The sequence below is a fragment of the Geobacillus sp. CAMR5420 genome, from assembly GCF_000691465.1.
GTDB lineage: Bacteria > Bacillota > Bacilli > Bacillales > Anoxybacillaceae > Geobacillus > Geobacillus thermoleovorans.
In genome coordinates, this window is record NZ_JHUS01000064.1 from 23,252 (window position 1) to 41,111 (window position 17,860).

Sequence of the window (17,860 nt, forward strand, 5' to 3'; positions counted from 1 at the left end):
CGAAAATGGTGTGAAATGAAACGGCCGGACAGACCGGTCCGCCTCATCATCCGATCAACCCAAGACGCAGCGCTTTTGCCACCGCTTCCGTCCGATTTTTCGCGTTGAGTTTCCTTAAGGCGCTGGAAATGTAGTCGCGCACCGTAAATTCGCTCAAATAAAGCTGACAGGCTGCTTCCAATGTCGAGGCTCCGTCGGCGAGCAGCTTCAAAATCTCGATTTCTCTTGGCGACAAGGATTCCGCCATCCCTTCCCATTCTTTTTTTGGCGCCTTGATCCATTTCAACAGCAACTCCCCCGCGCTTTGGCCAAATTTCATCAGCGCGGGAAACAGGCGGCGGTCAACGGCAAAGAAGCGGCCCGGTCCGCGGTCGAGAACGACGCCTCCAATCATCCGCCCTTCCGTCGGCACATACACCGGAACGATCACCAGTGAGGCCAAACCGAACAAATCCACATACAGGCGCGGAAACTGTTCGCTCGCCCTCGGCACATAAATCGGACGAAAATGTCGAAATTCATGCACTTCCGCTTTCAATTTCCCCACACTTTCTTTCAACATCGGAATGCTGTCCAATTCCACGCGCAAGCGCTGAATTTGCCCATTGTCCACGCCATGCCCGTGCAGACCGATGGCTGTGCTCTCCTGATTGACAAATTGAAACAGAGCGCAGCGGCTGAAAGGAAGAAAATAGGAAAAACCAAAACAAATATGCGCCGCCGATTCCTCAAACGTCTGCGCCCGCAAAATCCATTCGTTGAACAAAATGACGGCGTCTTTCCACAAGGATTCTTTTTTCCACGAGGAATCGCGGCCGATTTTGAATGATTGCTCATTCATTTCATACAACAACCATTCATTCCATTTGAAAAACAAATACCGCACGGCTGGGTGCAGCGTAGCAGCCGCTGACGCATGCGCCTTCAACACTTGATGAACCGTATTTTCCATTAAATTTAGGGAAAATATGACCATCTCCGGATGAAACGCCGCAATGCGTTCGAGATGCCTATTCGCTGGGTGTTCGCCCCCGTACGGGAGCAATCTTGCCTGAACGAATGCGCACAGCGTGGAAAACACCTCTTGAACCCGCGCATTCCGCTTGCCAAGCGCTTCGCCGATCCGCTTCCATTCCCGGTTCACTTCCCTTTCATACTGCCGCAAAATATCCGAAGCCTCTCTCAGCAGTCGAAACAAATGATTGTGCAATTCTGTTGACAAGGCAACGCCCCCCTTTTTTGGTCGACCGTGTTCCCTCACTATTGTATTTTCGCAACGCGTGCGTTGATTCCTTCTCCCCTCTGCGACGAAGACGGGAAAAAACCCTACAAATGTAGGGATTTTATTTTATTTGAATTATTTTAATATTTAATTAAATCTATATTTAAAGCGCTTTCAATTTATGTGAAGGGGAGGAGAATGTTCATGAATATGGCCAGCCAATCACTGATTGTAGGAGGGCACACGGCGAAAAAACCGTTGCTTCTCGCCTTGCTCGGAGGATTTTTTGCCCTCACTCTTATGTTGTCCGCCTTCGGGCTGACAGGCGTCGCCTATGCCGTACCAATCAGCGGGGTCGGCGAATTCACTGTTCAGTTTGACAAGCTAAACGGCAGCGGGTTTAAAATGTACGGCGGCGTGGCGGAAGCAGGCAATGCGCCGCAGACGCCGGTCTTCGTCAATGAAATGGATAAAGCGACGATTCAAGGTCTTCGGATTTCGAAAGACTTCCCGGCCTTGGGCATTCGCGTCGTCATTGTCGCGAGCGAGCCTGTCTCCATTGACGGCCTCGTGCAAAAAGCGACGCAAATCAACGGCAACATCTCCTTCGGCAGCTTGACGATGAAAGAAAGCTATGTCGGCGATACGAGCAACCCAGTCGAGAAAGCGGCCAAAGAATTCACACAAGGAGCCGACAGCATTACGATCGAAAACGGCGATATCAAAACCGTCTACTTATTCCAGCAAAAAGTGTCGCTGCCGGGCATGAAAGTGTACTTTGAAAAACTCAACTAATTTCAGTAAGGATGAGAAACATTGGGCATCATTCGTTCTAGCTGGCAGGCGTTCGGTCGCTGGCGGAAACGCCGCCCGTTTTGGGGGGCAACGTTTCTCTTGTTATCAAGCCTTGTGATTTTATGGGTTCCGATGCAGCTATACGAAATTTCTCTCGTTCCCGGAAGCATGGTGTTCGTCGGCTTTTTCCTTGGCGGCATGGTCATGTTGATGGGGATTCTTTCCTACGCCATGCCGCGGCTATCCACCTTGCTCGGCATCATCGGTATGTTCAGTGCCATTCTGTCGATCATGGGCGCCTTGGGCGGCTTCTTAGTCGGCACGATTCTCGGCATCATCGGCGGGGCGCTTTGCATCGCCTGGCGCCCGCAATGGGCCGAAGCCGACACTCCTGCCGCTCATCGTGAAGCAGCGGCAGACAAAGAGCCATCCGCCGCAACCGACTAACAGGCGCCGATCGCTCGGCCGAACGAAGCGAAAGATTCGCTCGTTCGGCCTTCTTTTTTATCTCTTTTTCCCGATCACGAATCCATTCATCATGAACAAACGAGGCGCATATTCATATTATGGGCCCATCATCGCTGCAGAACAAGATGAAAGAAGGAGGGACCGCCATGAAACACCTTTCTCCCGAGCGACTGCACGTCACCCAGACCGCTGGAATCACCCAGCTGTCACCAGTGAACGGCCGTCTGTACACCTTAACCCACTCGGACACGACTGGCGCCTTATTCCTCACCGTCTCCCGCGCATTTGTCACTGATCAGCTCACTTCTCAACGCGATGAAGTGCTCGGTGAATGGAAACAAGCCGGGCAACAGCTAGTATTGTTTCTCTATGTATTCATTGGCAACCGGCAAATGGGCCGGCAAGAAAATGCGCGCCGGGCGAACGTATTCAAGAAAGAATTGCCGTTGGCGCTCGAAGCCATTCGCTATGGCGACCGCGCTTTTTTTCACACGTACCCGTTTTGTGATTGGTGCCCGATTTTCATTCATTTCACTTTGGAATACCCGGAGCTCAACCGGACGGAATACTACGGCACCCCGTATTTGTACCGCTGACAACCACTTCGGTGATGGGGCTATGCATCGCCGCGTTTTTGGGCAGCCGACAAATCTCTTTCTGTTTCTCAAAACTGTATAAAAATATCGGGCCAACGGTATGCGCGCATTGTAAGAATTACCCTTAAGCATTGCGCTCAAAGTGAGTGCCACTCTACATTCCCCGCCTCAATCATGATGATGTTCACCCCGTCGGTTACTATTTTAACTTTTTCAAGCGATTGAGTGGCGGAAATAAGCACTACTTCCAATATTTCATCAGCATCAAAGTCTTTAACGCAATCTGTTTCAAAATATGTTACATCTTCAAAAACAACGAATCCTTTAATCATCTGTAGATGAGCAAATTCACTAACATAAATTTACATCCAAACAAAAAAAGGCGACATGGACTCGATTCCTTGGTTAGAATAGACAAGTGCAACTCTTGGCGGCGCTAGAGCTGAGGCCGCCTCCGAAGATTCTAGGCATCCATCCTCGCGCCTAGATACACGCTGGAAGGATGCCCAAATGCCTCTTGTCCCTTTGGCATCAAGGGATGAGAGGCATTTTGTTTACTTAGTCACTGTCGAACTCGGTATACAATGCAAGGTAAAAACGCGGTGCAAAATCCGTGCAAAATTTTTTCGGATTCTATCGATTTCTTTAGGATTCCCCAAAAATGAAAAACGACCGCAAACACGGTCGTATCAAGAGGTTCACCATTTTTAATCCGAAACAGCAACATGTTGGAAATGGAGACGGTGGGAGTCGAACCCACGTCCAGAGGCATCGCCACTTAAGCATCTACGAGCGTAGTCGGTATATTTCGCTTCGCCGTCCGTTCCGCCTACCGACAGGCCTCCCGGCGGCTAGCCTGGTTCGTCTCTTCCCTCATCCTCAGGCGGCGGATTTGGGCGTAGCCCGCTTCATATGAGCCCCTCGAACGCCACGCGGGCGATGGCGGGAGGAGCTAGCTGCAGCAATTAGGCAGCTAAAGCGTAGTTTTGTTTGCCAGTTATCTTTAGGTGACGTTTTTACGAGGACGTCCCCCTCGGCTCGCCGCTTAAGCTCGACCTACCCCTGTCGAATCCGGATCGTCCCCGCGGTGGCGAAGAAAGATCGGAATAGCGTAAGCGATGGATAACTGGCTGTTGCATTATTTATTATACCATGGCGATGCGCATTTTCAATGGGAATGTTTTCAACCCCGGTGAAAAACGGTCATTTTTGCCAAAGCGATGGAGTTCGCCAGGAAAGAAGAGCCGATGTTTCAATGCTTCTCCACTGGAGAAGATTCGATTGAGAACTGTTTTTCCCATACACCACCGACTCCCTATAAGGCTGGTGAAAAACGGGTTTTGCGCCCAGATCGGCGGCGCTGGACGAGAAAGGCATGTCGATCTGACAAAGTTTCTCTAAATAGAAAAAGAATTGGGATCTCCCGTTTTTTCTTTGAATCACCAACCCTCTATAGTTTTTGCCGCTCGCGGAACGCCCGCTCGATTTCGCGCTGCGCTTCTTTCCGCTTCATGTCTTCCCGTTTGTCGTATTTTTTCTTCCCTTTGGCCACTCCAAGCTCCACTTTGGCAAAGCCATTTTTAATATACAATTTCAGCGGCACGAGCGTATACCCTTGCTCTTTCGTATAGCCGATCAGCTTGTTGATTTCGCGGCGGTGCAAAAGGAGCTTTCTCGTCCGCAGCGGATCATGGTTGTAGCGGTTGCCTTGTTCATACGGGCTGATATGCATGTTATGAAGAAACACTTCCCCTTTTTCCACTTTGGCGAACGAATCTTTCAAGTTCACCCGGCCGTTGCGGATCGATTTGATTTCCGTCCCTTGCAGCACAAGGCCGGCTTCATACGTTTCTTCGATGAAATAGTCGTGGTGCGCTTTTTTGTTTTGGGCGATCACTTTTCCTTCGCCTTTCGGCATCCGTTTTCCCCCTCCTCATTGTAGCGTTTCTTATTTTACCAAAAACGAAAAAGAAGGAAAAGCCGCCCGTTCGGCTTTTCCTCACCGTTTTTTCTTTTTCTTCTTTTTCGCCTTCGCGCTGCGGTTTGAGCCGCTTTGCGCTTTCGGCTCCGCCTTCGCTTTTCCTTTCTTTTGCTTTTTCCCTTCAATGACGACCGGAGCGGCTTTCGCTTTCGGCGGACGGCGTCCCTTCATGCCGACGACTTCAAAATCGACGATCCGTTCGTCTTTGTTCACGTTGATGACGCGGACGGTGATTTCATCGCCGATGCGGTACATTTTCCCGGTCCGTTCGCCGATCAACGCGTAGTGGCGTTCGTCGTAGCGGTAATAGTCGTCCGTTAAGTAGCTGACGTGCACCAAGCCTTCGATCGTGTTCGGCAGCTCAACGAACAAGCCGAAGTTCGTCACCGAGCTGATAATGCCGTCAAACTCCATCCCGATTTTGTCTTCCATAAACTCGGTTTTCTTCAGATCGTCCGTCTCCCGCTCCGCCTCAACGGCGCGCCGCTCCATATCGGAAGCGTGTTCCGCAATTTCAGGCAGCTTTTCCGCCCATTTTTGCTGGGTGTCAAGATCCATCTGGCCGTTAATGAGATACGTCCAGATCAACCGATGGACGATCAAATCCGGGTAGCGGCGGATCGGTGACGTAAAATGGGTGTAAAACTCGGTCGACAGGCCGTAATGGCCGAGGCTCTCGGCGTCATAGCGCGCCTGTTTCATCGACCGAAGCATGACGGTCGAGATCACCATTTCTTCCGGCTCGCCGCGCACCGCTTCGAGAATTTGCTGGAGGGCGCGCGGATGGATTTGGTTGCCCGTTCCTTTCACGACATAGCCGAAGTTCGTGATGAACTCTAAAAAGCGCTGCAGTTTTTCCGGCTTCGGATCCTCGTGAACACGGTAAATAAATGGCACGTTCAACCAATGGAAATGCTCAGCCACCGTTTCGTTCGCCGCCAGCATAAACTCTTCAATCAACCGCTCAGCGACCGACCGCTCGCGCAAGACGACATCGTACGGCTTGCCGTTTTCATCGACAAGCACCTTCGCCTCCTTAAAATCGAAATCAATCGCCCCGCGCTTTATCCGCTTTGCCCGCAAAATGTCGGCAAGCTCAGCCATCAGCTCAAACATCGGCACAAGCGGCGCATATTTTTCCCGCAAGGCTTCGTCTTTGTCAACGAGAATTTTATTGACATCGGAATACGTCATCCGTTCCGCCGTGCGGATGACGCTTGGGAAAATTTCATGGCGGACGACTTCTCCTTGCGGGGTGATTTCCATTTCGCACGAGAGCGTCAGCCGATCGACTTTCGGGTTGAGCGAGCAAATGCCGTTCGACAGCCGATGCGGGATCATCGGGATGACGCGGTCAACCAAATAAACGCTCGTGCCGCGTTCATACGCCTCGCGGTCAATAGGCGAGCCTTCCTCAACATAGTAGCTGACATCGGCGATATGAACGCCGAGCTTATAGTTGCCGTTTTCAAGCTTTGTCACGGTGACGGCATCGTCCAAATCCTTCGCATCTTCCCCGTCGATCGTGACGATCATCTCGCCGCGCAAATCGCGGCGCCCTTCCAAGTCTTTCTCCGTAATGACATCCGGCACCCGGTTGGCGTGCTCGATCACGTCTTCTGGAAATTGAAGCGGAAGGCCGTATTTATAGATGATCGCCAAAATGTCGACGCCCGGGTCGTTTTTATGGCCGAGAATTTGGACGACTTCCCCTTCAGCGCTCATTCGTCCTTCCGGGTACGAGGTGAGCCGGGCGACGACTTTATGCCCTTCGACCGCGCCGTTCGCCGCGTTTTTCGGAATGAAAATGTCGTTGACGATCCGTTTGTCATCGGGGATGACAAAGCCGAAATATTTGCTTTCCGTGTACGTGCCGACGACTTCTTTCACCCCGCGCTCCAAAATGCGGACGATCGTTCCTTCGCGGCGCGCCCCGGATGAATCGGCTTGGACGCGCACAAGCACCGTGTCGCCATGCATGGCGTTTTTCAGTTCGGACGGCGGGATAAAAATATCATCCAGTCCCGGCTCCTCCGGTGTGACAAACGCGAATCCTTTCGGGTGGCCAATCACCTTGCCGCGCACGAGATTCATCCGCTCGGGCACGCCGTAGCGGTTGCTGCGCGTCCGGACGACAAGACCTTCCTCTTCCATGGCGACAAGCGTTTTGACAAACGTTTTAAACTCCTCAGCATCCGCAATCCCAAACGCTTCCTCCAGTTCCTCAACGGTCAGCGGTTTGTACGCCTCATCGCGCATAAACGTTAAAATTCGTTCGGCCAACACATGATCCATTGGCCATCCCCTCCTTTCTCCATTACCAATCTAACGATTCAAGAAATGCATAAATATCTTCATGCAGCTGATCTTTTTCTTGATCAAGCGTAATCACATGGCCTGATTGCTCATACCATTTGATTTGTTTGACCGGCGATTCAATTTCGTTATAAATGATGTTCGCGCTGTCTGGATTGATCATCTCATCATGGCGCGCTTGGACGACGAACGTCGGCGCATAAACCAAATCAAGGTGGGCGCGCACATCGGCAATGAGTTCTTGCAAGGCTTTCAACGTCTTCATCGGCGTTTGTTTGAACCGTTCCATTTCCTGTTCGATTTGTTCCTCTGATTTCCCTTCCCGCTTTTTATACTCGCGCGCATACTCGAGCACACCTTCGTACATCGTTTCTTCGCTTTTGATGTACATCGGCGCGCACATCGTCACAATGCCTTCTATAGGTACAGTGTAGCCTAATTTGAGAGAAAATACGCCTCCAAGCGACAATCCAGCCACGGCAATTTTTTCGTAGCCTTTGTTTTTCAAAAACTGATAGCCGTTCATGACGTCTTGCCACCAATCATCCGGTCCGGTGTGGACGAGCTCTTCCGGCGGCACGCCATGCCCTTTGTAAATCGGAGCGTGGCACGTATACCCTTTCGATTCCAAGAATCGCCCAAGCATCCGAACGTCGGCGGAATTGCCGGTAAACCCATGCAAAAGCAGCACCGCCCGCTCCCCGGCTTCAAAGAAAAACGGCTTCGGCGGAACAATTTTCATCATAGGTTCTCCTTCCTCTCTGGTGTGAAATAGAAAGGGCAGCCCTTCATTCTATGGACCGCCCCATGTTTGACTTATGATGGCTGTACGTACGTAACCAAGATCGTCAATACGAAAAACAAGACGGCCAACACGACCGTGACGCGCTGAAACACCGCATCGAGCCCACGGGCTTTCTGCTTCCCGAACAATTGCTCGGCGCCGCCGGTGATCGCCCCCGACAGCCCGGCGCTGCGGCCCGACTGCAGCAAGACAACTGCGATCAGCGCGATCGACACAATGACAAGCAGCGTCACAAGCAAGGCATGCATGCCTGACACCTCCAACGACCGACGTTGCAATAATTTCACTATACCATAGATCGCCGTTGGCGGCAACTGGCGGGCCTGTCTCAACACGACGAAAGGAACAGATTCTCTTTTTTGTGAAACATTAGATTGGAAAGCCCGTCATCTAAAAATTTTAAAAAAATACAAGCCAGAAGATGCTCAAATGGAGGAAATCGATGAAATCATTGACGAATGCCTGGCAAAAATCGCAACGTATCTGACCTGATCTGATCGGCCTGGAGGCAGCGAAAGAATGGAACGATGTTGAAGGAAAGACTACATTTCCTGTCTTTTCTATATAAGTTGCAATAAAGATTTTCCGATTGTTCGATTCTGTTTTCCTTCATAACAAGTCATTTTGATAGAATGCAGCGGGCGTTCTACTGGATGTAAAACAAAGTTTCAACTTATATAGAGGGCTAAATCGAAGGGATGGGGCCAAAAAATTCCCTGCTCCTCCCCTTTGGCATAGATGGGGGAGCGTTTCATCCTCCATCCGCTTGACGCTCCATGAATCGGGTGCGGTATGATCATTGTCGTCCGCCGCCGAAATACGTTACAATAGAAAGCAAATCGGCAACGACTGGAGGGACTTCAATGGCAAGACCGGACGAACGAGTCGTCATCGCGATTGACGGCTATCAATTCAAACGGGCGCGGGAGGCGAAGAAAGGGAAAATTTTCGTCACCTCGCCGATTGGGGCGAACTTTACGTTTGACGTCAACGTCATGCGCAAGCTCATCGAGGCCATCGACCGCGACCCAGCGCTGGCGGAACAGTTCGGGCTTCCTTCTCAGGGGGCAAACGAATAACAAAGGAACGGCGGTTGGCCGTTCCTTTGTTGGTTTAGCGGAGAGAGGCCGAAGCTCCATTTTTTCACAGATGGCGGTGCTCCCTCACGAATCAAATCTTCTAGCGTCCTTGCCATGCCGCTCGCTCGCGGCCAAACGGATCATCTTCGACATGGCTGGCGGCTGAAAAGACAAAGGCCGCCTTGCGCTCGCTCGTATACGCCGGCCACGCTTCCGGCAAGTGATCGCCGTTCGGGTTGCCGGTGCGGGCAAACGCCAGCCAGGCGTAATGCATTTGGTCAGCGATCGCCTCGCGCTCCGGCCGGTTGCCGACGAAATTCGCGACGCCCGGCTGATGGAGATTGTGAAACACAAACGGCAGCTCGAGCGCGTGGCATGCTTTCAGCTGTCCGCCGAACACCGGCGTCTCATAATCAAACCGGTACATGTACACATCCGCTCCGTGGGCCGCTTGGGCGTCCGCTGTCCGCAGCATCCCCTCGACAAAAACACGGTACGTCATGATGCGCAGCCACGTTTGCCAGTCGGGCGCCGACGGCTCCGCCGTCTCTGCATAATAGCGAATCGCCGCCTCCGGCACGGGCCCGACTTCACGGTTGATCCGGTCAAGCAGTTCTTTTTCGCCAAGCTTTGTCCACGATGGATCCGTCAAGGTAAACAGGTTGTACTCGTCTTTCGTCACGCCGATGAGAATCGGAATGCCGCTGGCCGCCCCGTCGTGGAGCGCCTCGATCGGATGGCGCCGCAATACGCGGCCATCCACCACCGGACCGTACATGATTCCCGGACCGAGCGACAGCGCCGCCCGCAGCAGCTCCTCGGCGGGAATCGACAAGAGCCGGCCGCGGTCACCCGGGCGGATGCCGGCGCGCTCGAGAATGCGCTCGGTCATCGCCATGGCGGTCTTGGGCGAACGGAGGAGAAGCGCTCCCGAACCGCTTTGCAAAATGGCGCGCCGAAACAGCCCGCTGGCCTCCGGAAGCGACAACAGCACGCCGACGCTCGCCGCTCCCGCCGATTCACCGAAAATCGTCACATTGTCCGGATCACCGCCAAACGCCGCAATGTTCTCCTTCACCCAGCGCAGCGCCGCCACTTGGTCCAAAATGCCGAGATTCCCGGCTTGCGCGTACGCTTCGCCGAACGAATCACCGAGATGCAAAAAGCCAAACACGTTCATTCGGTAGTTGATCGTTACGACGACGACATCGCCGTGTTTCGCCAACGCCGTCCCGTCATACCACGGCGAAGAACCCGAGCCGAACAAAAAGGCGCCGCCGTGAATCCAGACGAGCACCGGCCGCTTCTTCCCATCCGCCGCCGGCGACCAAACGTTCAGGTACAGCCCGTCTTCGCTCGGCGGCTCGCTCATCCGCCCGAGCAATCCGCTGAAAATCGGATCCGACGGCTGCATCACGACAGGACCGAAGGCAGTCGCCTCCCGCACCCCATCCCATGCCTCAGGCGGCTCCGGCGGCAAAAAACGGCGTTCACCGACCGGCGCTTTCGCATACGGAATTCCTTTCCAAACGAAAACGCTTCCATTCACCACACCGCGCAGCCGCCCATACCGTGTTTCAACAACGGTTCGTTCCATCCTCTTCCCACTCCTCTGAATATTTGGACGATTCAAAAATATTATAAACCAACAGCCAGTCTGCGTCCATCGTTTTGCGACCGCACGCGAGGTTCTCATACCGCGTCCAAAAGAGAGGTGCCCCGCCCATGCACAAAAGTAAAGATAGACGCGGCCGAAACAGTCAGCGCCATGAAAAAGATGATTCTAGGCGCGATCACCTTAAGCGGCGTTGTTCGGTCGCCCGACAGTCGATCAAATACTCGGGAAAAGCTGCAAATGGTAAAGCTTCAAATTGCATCTATATAGTTGAGCAAATTCACTAATAAACTGTAGGTTGGTCTCTTTGTTAACGGAAAATATTGTAATGAAAATTGCTCATCTACAGTCAAGAAAAATTAATTTGCGATCTCCATCAGCAAGTGCAACAAAGGCCGGGTTCACCTTCAGTTTTGTATCGTTTCGGGAGACAGTTTCTTTCCATTTCTCACACCCAACCATTAAAAACAAACAGATGCAATAAATGAAAATCATAATTTTACAGGCGTGTTGATTAACCAATAATATCCATAAAAAGCATAGAAAAAAGAGCACCTTTCCTGTAGAATGTAAGTAACGACGCAAACAAACCTAGGAGGCGCTCTCTGTGCACAAGCATACCACACTCCCAAATTTGATGCAAAAAATTGTTTCTGATGAGGATCGGATTTTACTTGTCAATTCGGAACAAAACAATGTCGTTCCAAAAAGCGCCATCGCGTCGTGATCTTTCAGGATGCGAACGAGCATGACATCCGTGTGGTCACGAACCTCTTGAAGGCATCGGCGGAAAAGATTGCCGAGATGTATCAAGCGCGTCATCATAAAACGACTATTTACGATCCCATCTGATGAAGAGGCGTAGCTTTCCTAAATGCGTCAAGACGTCTTGATCACCGCCAGCCATTCGATTCTCTTTTCGCCTCCGTCAAAACGACAGGCGCCCCCTCCGTTGGGGACGCCTGTTCCCGTTATTTTTTCAAATTGTAAAACGAGCGGATGCCTTGGTAAATGGCCGTGTGGCCGAGTTCATCTTCAATGCGGAGCAGCTGGTTGTATTTCGCGACGCGGTCGGTGCGCGACGGCGCGCCCGTTTTGATTTGGCCGGCGTTGGTGGCGACGGCGATGTCCGCGATCGTGCTGTCTTCCGTTTCGCCGGAACGGTGCGAGACGACGGCGGTGTAGCCGGCGCGTTTCGCCATTTCGATGGCGTCAAACGTTTCGGTGAGCGTGCCGATTTGGTTCACTTTGATCAAAATCGAGTTGCCGACGCCTTTTTCAATGCCTTCGGCCAGTTTTTTCGTGTTTGTGACAAACAAGTCGTCGCCGACAAGCTGGACTTTTTTGCCGAGCCGCTCGGTCAGCAGTTTATGGCCTTCCCAGTCGTTTTCATCGAGCCCGTCTTCGATCGAGATGATCGGATATTTCGATACAAGCTCTTCATACCAAGCGACCATTTCTTCCGACGTTTTCACAACGCCTTCGCCTTCAAGATGATATTTGCCGTCTTCTTTGTTGTACAGCTCGGACGAGGCAACGTCCATGGCGAGCATCACTTGTTCGCCCGGTTTGTAGCCGGCTTTTTCGATCGCTTCGATGATCGTTTGCAGCGCTTCTTCGTTCGATTTCAAGTTCGGGGCGAAGCCTCCTTCATCGCCGACGGCGGTGTTGTAGCCTTTCGCTTTCAGCACCGCTTTTAAGCTGTGGAAAATTTCCGCCCCCATGCGCAGCGCTTCGCGGAAGCTTTCCGCGCCGACCGGCATGATCATAAATTCTTGAATGTCGACGTTGTTGTCCGCATGCGCGCCGCCGTTTAAAATGTTCATCATCGGCACCGGCAGCGTTTTGGCGTTAAAGCCGCCTAAGTATTGGTACAGCGGCAGGCCAAGCTCGTCCGCTGCCGCGCGGGCCACGGCGAGCGAGACGCCCAAAATGGCGTTGGCGCCAAGCTTGCTTTTGTTTTCCGTGCCGTCTAATTCAATCAGCTTCCGGTCGATCGCCACTTGGTCGGCGACCTCCAGGCCGATGATTTCCGGCGCGATGATTTCGTTGACGTTTTCGACCGCTTTTAACACCCCTTTGCCGAGGTAGCGGTTTTTATCGCCGTCGCGCAGTTCGACCGCTTCATATTCCCCGGTCGAGGCGCCGCTCGGCACCAAGGCGCGGCCGAAGCCGCCGTCTTCTGTGTACACTTCCACTTCCACCGTCGGGTTGCCGCGCGAATCGAGCACTTCGCGAGCGTAGACATCGATAATGGCAGACATGGGAACACACTCCTTTTCGTATCGTTTTCTCAAGATCATCATTATTTGACAATCAACGATTTCCCCGTCATTTCTTTCGGCTGCGGCAAGCCGAGCAAATCGAGCATCGTCGGCGCCAAATCGCCTAAGATGCCGCCGTCTCTAAGCTTGATGCCTTTTTTCGTCACGATGACCGGCACCGGATTCGTCGTATGAGCCGTTTGCGGCTTGCCGTCCGGCGTCAATACTTCATCGGCGTTGCCGTGGTCGGCGGTGATGATGGCGATGCCGCCTTTGGCCAAAATGGCATCGACGACTTTGCCGAGGCATTCGTCCACTGCCTCCACCGCCTTGATCGTCGGTTCGAGCTTGCCCGAATGGCCGACCATATCCGGGTTGGCGTAGTTCAAAATGATCGCATCGTACTTATCGGCTTCAATTTCCTTGAGCAGCGCATCGGTCACTTCATAGGCGCTCATTTCCGGCTTCAAGTCATACGTCGGCACTTTCGGCGAGTTGATCAAAATCCGGTCTTCGCCTGGAAATTTCTCTTCGCGGCCGCCGCTCATAAAAAACGTCACGTGCGGATATTTTTCGGTCTCGGCGATGCGCAGTTGGCGCAGTCCGTGCTGCGACAGCACTTCCCCAAGCGTGTTGTCAAGGTTCGTCGGCTTGAACGCCACGTACCCTTTCACCGTTTCGCTGAAATGGGTCAAGCAGACAAAGAACAAATGCTTCGGATGTTTCGGGCCGCGGTCAAACTCGCGGAAATCTTCGTTCGTAAACGTGTTTGAAATTTGGATCGCCCGGTCAGGGCGGAAATTATAGAAGATAATCGCGTCATTGTCTTGAATCGTCGCCACCGGCCGGCCGTCTTCGCGGACGATGACCGACGGCAGGACGAATTCGTCGTAAATGCCGTGTTTGTACGAGTCCTCGATGCATTCGAGCGGATCGCGGTACGTCGGCCCTTCCCCGTACACCATCGCCCGATACGCCTTTTCGACGCGGTCCCACCGCTTGTCGCGGTCCATCGAGTAGTAGCGGCCCGATAACGTCGCGATTTCGCCGACGCCATATTCCTTGATTTTTTCCTGCAGTTCTTTGATGTATTGCGGCGCTGTTTGTGGGCCGACGTCGCGGCCGTCCAAAAAGCCGTGGATGTACACGCGTTTTACGCCTTCTTTCGCCGCCAAGCGCAAGAGGGCGTACAAATGGTGAATATGGCTGTGCACCCCGCCGTCGGAAAGCAAGCCGAACAAATGCAAGCTTGTCCCATGTTGTTTCACATGGTTCATCGCCGCCAAAAACGTTTCATTTCGGTCAAACTCGCCTTCGCGAATGGCAATGTTGACTCGCGTTAAGCTTTGGTACACAATGCGCCCGGCGCCGATGTTGAGATGGCCGACTTCCGAGTTGCCCATCTGCCCTTCCGGAAGCCCGACCGCCTCGCCGCACGCCTTGAGCGTTGTGTGCGGGTATTCGTTCCAATAGCGGTCAAAGTTCGGTTTGTTCGCCTGAGCGACCGCATTGCCGTACGTTTCGTCGCGCAGCGCAAATCCGTCTAAAATGATGAGCGCAACCGGTTTTTTACTCATGGCGCCCCGCCTCCACCAATTGCAAGAATGAAGCCGGCTCGAGGCTCGCCCCGCCGACTAAGGCGCCGTCGATCTGTTCTTGCGCCAAGAAGTCGCGGATGTTGTCTGGTTTGACGCTGCCGCCGTATTGAATGCGGATCGCTTCCGCCGCCTCCGGGCCAAACAGGCGCGAAACAACCGAACGGATATGGCCGCAGACGCTGTTGGCGTCTTCCGGTGTTGATGATTTGCCCGTCCCGATCGCCCAAATCGGCTCGTAAGCGATGACCGCTTGCTTCACTTGTTCCGGCGTCAAGCCGGCGAGCGCTTTTTCCACTTGCGAGGCGACAACGGCGTTCGTCTGCCCCGCTTCCCGCTCCTCAAGCGATTCGCCGCAGCAAATAATCGGTATAAGCCCGCGGGTGAAGGCGGCCAACACTTTTTTGTTCACGGTCTCATCTGTTTCGGCGAACATTTGCCGGCGCTCCGAATGGCCGAGGATGACGTACGTGACGCCGAGGTCTTTCAGCATGACCGGGCTCACTTCGCCTGTGTACGCCCCTTGATCGGCAAAGTGCATCGTTTGCGCCCCGATTTTTAAATCCGTGCCGTCTGCCGCTTGCACCAACCGATCCAAAAAGAGAAACGGCGCGCAAACGACGGAATCGACTTCGTCGGCCGGCGGCACGTGCCCTTTTACGTCCTCGACAAATTGAACAGCTTCCGCCAATGTTTTATGCATTTTCCAGTTGCCTGCAATGATGCGTTTTCTCATCGTTCACCCTTCCTTTCAATGGGCGGCGTCAGCCGCCATGCGCCAAATCCGGCGCCGTGGGTCATTTGTCTTCGAGCGCGACGACACCCGGCAGCTGTTTTCCTTCCATAAACTCGAGCGAAGCGCCGCCGCCGGTGGAGATATGATCCATTTTGTCGGCCAAGCCGAATTTCTCAACCGCCGCCGCCGAATCCCCGCCGCCGATGACCGAATAGGTGTCGAGCGCTTCCGCCAGTGCTTCGGCGATCGCTTTTGTCCCGTGGGCGAACGCTTCCATTTCAAAGACGCCCATCGGGCCGTTCCAGACAACGAGCTTCGATTGACGAATGACATCGCGGTACAATTCGCGCGTTTTCGGGCCGATGTCAAGCGCCTCCCAATCGCTCGGAATGGCGTCGATGGCGACGACTTTCGTGTTGGCGTCGTTCGCAAACCGGTCGGCCACGACCACGTCCACCGGCATATAAAAACGGACGCCTTTTTCTTTCGCCTTTTCCATAAACGATTTGGCGAGTTCGATTTTGTCCTCCTCAAGCAGCGACTTGCCGACGTCATGGCCGAGCGCTTTGACGAACGTATACGCCAGTCCGCCGCCGATGATCAAGTTGTCAACTTTTTCAAGCAAATTGTCGATGACGCCGATTTTGTCTTTCACTTTCGCGCCGCCGATGATCGCCGTAAACGGGCGGTCCGGATTCGAGAGCGCTTTGCCGAGCACTTCGAGTTCTTTTTCCATCAAAAACCCGGCCACCGCAGGCAAGTAATGGGCGATGCCTTCCGTCGACGCATGAGCGCGGTGGGCGGCGCCGAACGCATCGTTGACATACAGATCCGCGAGCTCCGCAAACGCTTTGGCCAGCTCTGGATCGTTTTTCTCTTCGCCAGGGTAAAAACGGACGTTCTCAAGCAAGAGCACGTCGCCTTCGTTCAAACGGTCGACCGCCGCTTTCACCTCATCGCCGACCGCTTCATTCGTTTTGGCGACCGGCCGTTCAAGCAGCTCGCCGAGCCGCTTCGCAACGGCATCCAAACGCAATTCTTCGACCACTTTTCCTTTCGGGCGGCCGAGGTGGCTCGCCAAAATGACTTTCGCCCCGTGCTCGATCAAATAGCGGATCGTCGGGAGTGCGGCGCGAATGCGCGTGTCATCGGTGATGGCGCCTTGCTCCATCGGAACGTTGAAATCGACGCGGCAAAAGACGCGCTTTCCCCTCACCTCAACGTCGCGGATCGTCTTCTTGTTCATCGTTCGTGCCCCCTTTTGGCTGCAGTTTGGACAAAGGAAAAGGAGTGGGGATCATTTCCCCGCTCCCCTCCATTTCCCTATTATAGACTTGAACGGATGGAAAACTCAACGCCAAGCTGGTTTTACAGCCCTTTCGAGGCGATGTAGGCGGCCAAGTCGACGACGCGGTGCGAATAGCCCGTTTCGTTGTCATACCACGAAACGACTTTCACCATTTTGCCTTCAATGACCATTGTCGACAACGCGTCGATCGTCGACGAAGCGGTGCTGCCGTTGTAGTCGCGCGACACGAGCGGTTCTTCGCTGTAGGCCAAAATGCCTTTCAGCTCGCCTTCCGCTGCTGCTTTCAACGCGGCATTCACTTCTTCGACCGTCACTTCTTTTTCCAATTCCGCCACCAAGTCAACAACGGATACGTTCGGCGTCGGCACACGCATTGCCATGCCGTTCAATTTGCCTTTCAGTTCCGGCAAGACAAGCGCAACAGCTTTCGCCGCCCCGGTCGTCGTCGGAATGATCGATTCCGCGGCCGCGCGAGCCCGGCGCAAATCTTTATGCGGCAAGTCCAAAATTTGTTGGTCGTTTGTGTACGAGTGAACGGTCGTCATCATGCCGCGGACGATGCCGAATTTTTCATGCAGCACTTTGGCAAACGGCGCCAAGCAGTTCGTCGTGCACGAAGCGTTCGAGATGACATGATGGGCTTTCGGATCGTATTTGTCTTGGTTGACGCCCATGACGATCGTAATATCCTCGTCTTTCGCCGGTGCGGAAATGATCACTTTTTTCGCACCCGCTTCCAAATGTTTGGCGGCGTCTTCGCGTTTCGTGAAGCGGCCGGTCGACTCAACGACGATGTCAACGCCGATCTCGCCCCACGCCAAGTTCGCCGGATCGCGTTCCGCCTTGACGATGATTTCTTTGCCGTTGACGACCAAGTTGTTGCCGTTCACCGACACTTCGGCATCCAGACGGCCATGGACGGAGTCGTACTTCAACAAATGAGCAAGCGTATTCGCATCGGTTAAATCGTTCACCGCCACCACTTCAATGTCCGGGTTTTTCAATGCCGCGCGGAAGACGTTGCGTCCGATGCGGCCAAATCCGTTGATTCCCACTTTGACTGCCATCTTATTTTCCTC

At 53.4% G+C, this 17,860-nt stretch carries 16 protein-coding genes, 1 other RNA gene and 1 pseudogene; 5 read left to right on the forward strand and 13 right to left on the reverse strand.

Annotated elements, in window-relative coordinates:
- Nucleotides 1-46 precede the first annotated feature (46 nt).
- Nucleotides 47-1,222, reverse strand: coding sequence for a response regulator transcription factor (locus DI44_RS01820; RefSeq protein ID WP_033026218.1), 1,176 nt, complete (start codon nt 1,220-1,222; stop codon nt 47-49).
- A 204-nt stretch (nt 1,223-1,426) separates the two neighbouring features.
- On the opposite strand from DI44_RS01820, the gene DI44_RS01815 reads away from it, so the two are divergent.
- The 3 genes from DI44_RS01815 to DI44_RS01805 all read left to right on the forward strand — a co-directional run bounded on the left by DI44_RS01815 (nt 1,427) and on the right by DI44_RS01805 (nt 3,081).
- On the forward strand, nt 1,427-2,017 hold the full coding sequence (locus tag DI44_RS01815; protein ID WP_015375775.1) for a DUF6230 family protein: 591 nt from the start codon (nt 1,427-1,429) through the stop codon (nt 2,015-2,017).
- Between the two features lie 21 nt (nt 2,018-2,038).
- Nucleotides 2,039-2,464, forward strand: coding sequence for a DUF6114 domain-containing protein (locus tag DI44_RS01810; protein WP_033026220.1), 426 nt, complete (start codon nt 2,039-2,041; stop codon nt 2,462-2,464).
- A 167-nt stretch (nt 2,465-2,631) separates the two neighbouring features.
- Nucleotides 2,632-3,081 carry a staygreen family protein gene (locus DI44_RS01805; protein ID WP_033026222.1) on the forward strand — a complete coding sequence of 150 codons (450 nt, stop codon included), beginning with the start codon at nt 2,632-2,634 and terminating at the stop codon, nt 3,079-3,081.
- A 732-nt stretch (nt 3,082-3,813) separates the two neighbouring features.
- Here the strand turns inward: DI44_RS01805 and ssrA are convergent.
- From ssrA to secG, 6 genes are all read right to left on the reverse strand, one after another.
- Nucleotides 3,814-4,165, reverse strand: a transfer-messenger RNA (tmRNA) gene (ssrA, locus tag DI44_RS18375).
- 61 nt (nt 4,166-4,226) lie between these two features.
- Nucleotides 4,227-4,382, reverse strand: a complete 156-nt coding sequence (locus DI44_RS19250; RefSeq protein WP_014196709.1) for a hypothetical protein — start codon at nt 4,380-4,382, stop codon at nt 4,227-4,229.
- Between the two features lie 149 nt (nt 4,383-4,531).
- On the reverse strand, nt 4,532-4,999 hold the full coding sequence (gene smpB, locus DI44_RS01795) for an SsrA-binding protein SmpB (RefSeq protein WP_013144268.1): 468 nt from the start codon (nt 4,997-4,999) through the stop codon (nt 4,532-4,534).
- Nucleotides 5,000-5,080: 81 nt separating this feature from the next.
- A complete protein-coding gene (gene rnr, locus DI44_RS01790) occupies nt 5,081-7,357 on the reverse strand; it encodes a ribonuclease R (protein ID WP_033026225.1) in 2,277 nt (758 codons plus the stop codon).
- A gap of 22 nt (nt 7,358-7,379) precedes the next feature.
- Nucleotides 7,380-8,120, reverse strand: coding sequence for a carboxylesterase (estA, locus tag DI44_RS01785; RefSeq protein ID WP_033004594.1), 741 nt, complete (start codon nt 8,118-8,120; stop codon nt 7,380-7,382).
- A 74-nt stretch (nt 8,121-8,194) separates the two neighbouring features.
- A complete protein-coding gene (secG, locus tag DI44_RS01780) occupies nt 8,195-8,431 on the reverse strand; it encodes a preprotein translocase subunit SecG (protein ID WP_013144265.1) in 237 nt (78 codons plus the stop codon).
- A 615-nt stretch (nt 8,432-9,046) separates the two neighbouring features.
- Here secG and DI44_RS01775 point away from each other — a divergent pair.
- Nucleotides 9,047-9,262, forward strand: a complete 216-nt coding sequence (locus tag DI44_RS01775; protein ID WP_013144264.1) for a hypothetical protein — start codon at nt 9,047-9,049, stop codon at nt 9,260-9,262.
- A gap of 100 nt (nt 9,263-9,362) precedes the next feature.
- On the opposite strand, the gene DI44_RS01770 is transcribed toward DI44_RS01775, so the two are convergent.
- Nucleotides 9,363-10,859 carry a carboxylesterase/lipase family protein gene (locus DI44_RS01770; protein WP_033026229.1) on the reverse strand — a complete coding sequence of 499 codons (1,497 nt, stop codon included), beginning with the start codon at nt 10,857-10,859 and terminating at the stop codon, nt 9,363-9,365.
- Between the two features lie 681 nt (nt 10,860-11,540).
- On the opposite strand from DI44_RS01770, the pseudogene DI44_RS18865 reads away from it, so the two are divergent.
- Nucleotides 11,541-11,696 (forward strand): annotated as a pseudogene (locus DI44_RS18865) (IS4 family transposase); the annotation flags it as partial.
- Nucleotides 11,697-11,848: 152 nt separating this feature from the next.
- Here the strand turns inward: DI44_RS18865 and eno are convergent.
- From eno to gap, 5 genes are all read right to left on the reverse strand, one after another.
- Nucleotides 11,849-13,141 carry a phosphopyruvate hydratase gene (gene eno / locus DI44_RS01765; RefSeq protein WP_011232524.1) on the reverse strand — a complete coding sequence of 431 codons (1,293 nt, stop codon included), beginning with the start codon at nt 13,139-13,141 and terminating at the stop codon, nt 11,849-11,851.
- A 41-nt stretch (nt 13,142-13,182) separates the two neighbouring features.
- Entirely contained in the window at nt 13,183-14,718 is a 1,536-nt protein-coding gene (gpmI, locus tag DI44_RS01760; RefSeq protein ID WP_013524585.1) for a 2,3-bisphosphoglycerate-independent phosphoglycerate mutase, read from the reverse strand.
- Nucleotides 14,711-15,472 (reverse strand): triose-phosphate isomerase, encoded by a 762-nt coding sequence (tpiA, locus tag DI44_RS01755; RefSeq protein ID WP_033026230.1) that lies wholly within the window; start codon nt 15,470-15,472, stop codon nt 14,711-14,713. The genes gpmI and tpiA overlap by 8 nt, the downstream gene beginning before the upstream one ends.
- 61 nt (nt 15,473-15,533) lie before the next feature.
- Nucleotides 15,534-16,718: a phosphoglycerate kinase gene (locus DI44_RS01750; RefSeq protein ID WP_033026232.1), complete on the reverse strand. Its 1,185-nt coding sequence runs from the start codon at nt 16,716-16,718 to the stop codon at nt 15,534-15,536.
- Between the two features lie 122 nt (nt 16,719-16,840).
- Nucleotides 16,841-17,848, reverse strand: coding sequence for a type I glyceraldehyde-3-phosphate dehydrogenase (gene gap, locus DI44_RS01745; protein WP_011232528.1), 1,008 nt, complete (start codon nt 17,846-17,848; stop codon nt 16,841-16,843).
- Nucleotides 17,849-17,860: the final 12 nt, after the last annotated feature.

Bases quoted from the DNA above. Each gene is read 5' to 3' on its own strand.
- DI44_RS01815 (WP_015375775.1), top strand. From the start codon at position 1,427: ATGAATATGGCCAGCCAATCACTGATTGTAGGAGGGCACACGGCGAAA.
- gap (WP_011232528.1), bottom strand. From the start codon at position 17,848: ATGGCAGTCAAAGTGGGAATCAACGGATTTGGCCGCATCGGACGCAAC.
- smpB (WP_013144268.1), bottom strand. From the start codon at position 4,999: ATGCCGAAAGGCGAAGGAAAAGTGATCGCCCAAAACAAAAAAGCGCAC.
- eno (WP_011232524.1), bottom strand. From the start codon at position 13,141: ATGTCTGCCATTATCGATGTCTACGCTCGCGAAGTGCTCGATTCGCGC.
- secG (WP_013144265.1), bottom strand. From the start codon at position 8,431: ATGCATGCCTTGCTTGTGACGCTGCTTGTCATTGTGTCGATCGCGCTG.
- DI44_RS01805 (WP_033026222.1), top strand. From the start codon at position 2,632: ATGAAACACCTTTCTCCCGAGCGACTGCACGTCACCCAGACCGCTGGA.
- DI44_RS01750 (WP_033026232.1), bottom strand. From the start codon at position 16,718: ATGAACAAGAAGACGATCCGCGACGTTGAGGTGAGGGGAAAGCGCGTC.
- rnr (WP_033026225.1), bottom strand. From the start codon at position 7,357: ATGGATCATGTGTTGGCCGAACGAATTTTAACGTTTATGCGCGATGAG.
- DI44_RS01770 (WP_033026229.1), bottom strand. From the start codon at position 10,859: ATGGAACGAACCGTTGTTGAAACACGGTATGGGCGGCTGCGCGGTGTG.
- DI44_RS01775 (WP_013144264.1), top strand. From the start codon at position 9,047: ATGGCAAGACCGGACGAACGAGTCGTCATCGCGATTGACGGCTATCAA.
- DI44_RS19250 (WP_014196709.1), bottom strand. From the start codon at position 4,382: ATGGGAAAAACAGTTCTCAATCGAATCTTCTCCAGTGGAGAAGCATTG.
- estA (WP_033004594.1), bottom strand. From the start codon at position 8,120: ATGAAAATTGTTCCGCCGAAGCCGTTTTTCTTTGAAGCCGGGGAGCGG.
- tpiA (WP_033026230.1), bottom strand. From the start codon at position 15,472: ATGAGAAAACGCATCATTGCAGGCAACTGGAAAATGCATAAAACATTG.
- gpmI (WP_013524585.1), bottom strand. From the start codon at position 14,718: ATGAGTAAAAAACCGGTTGCGCTCATCATTTTAGACGGATTTGCGCTG.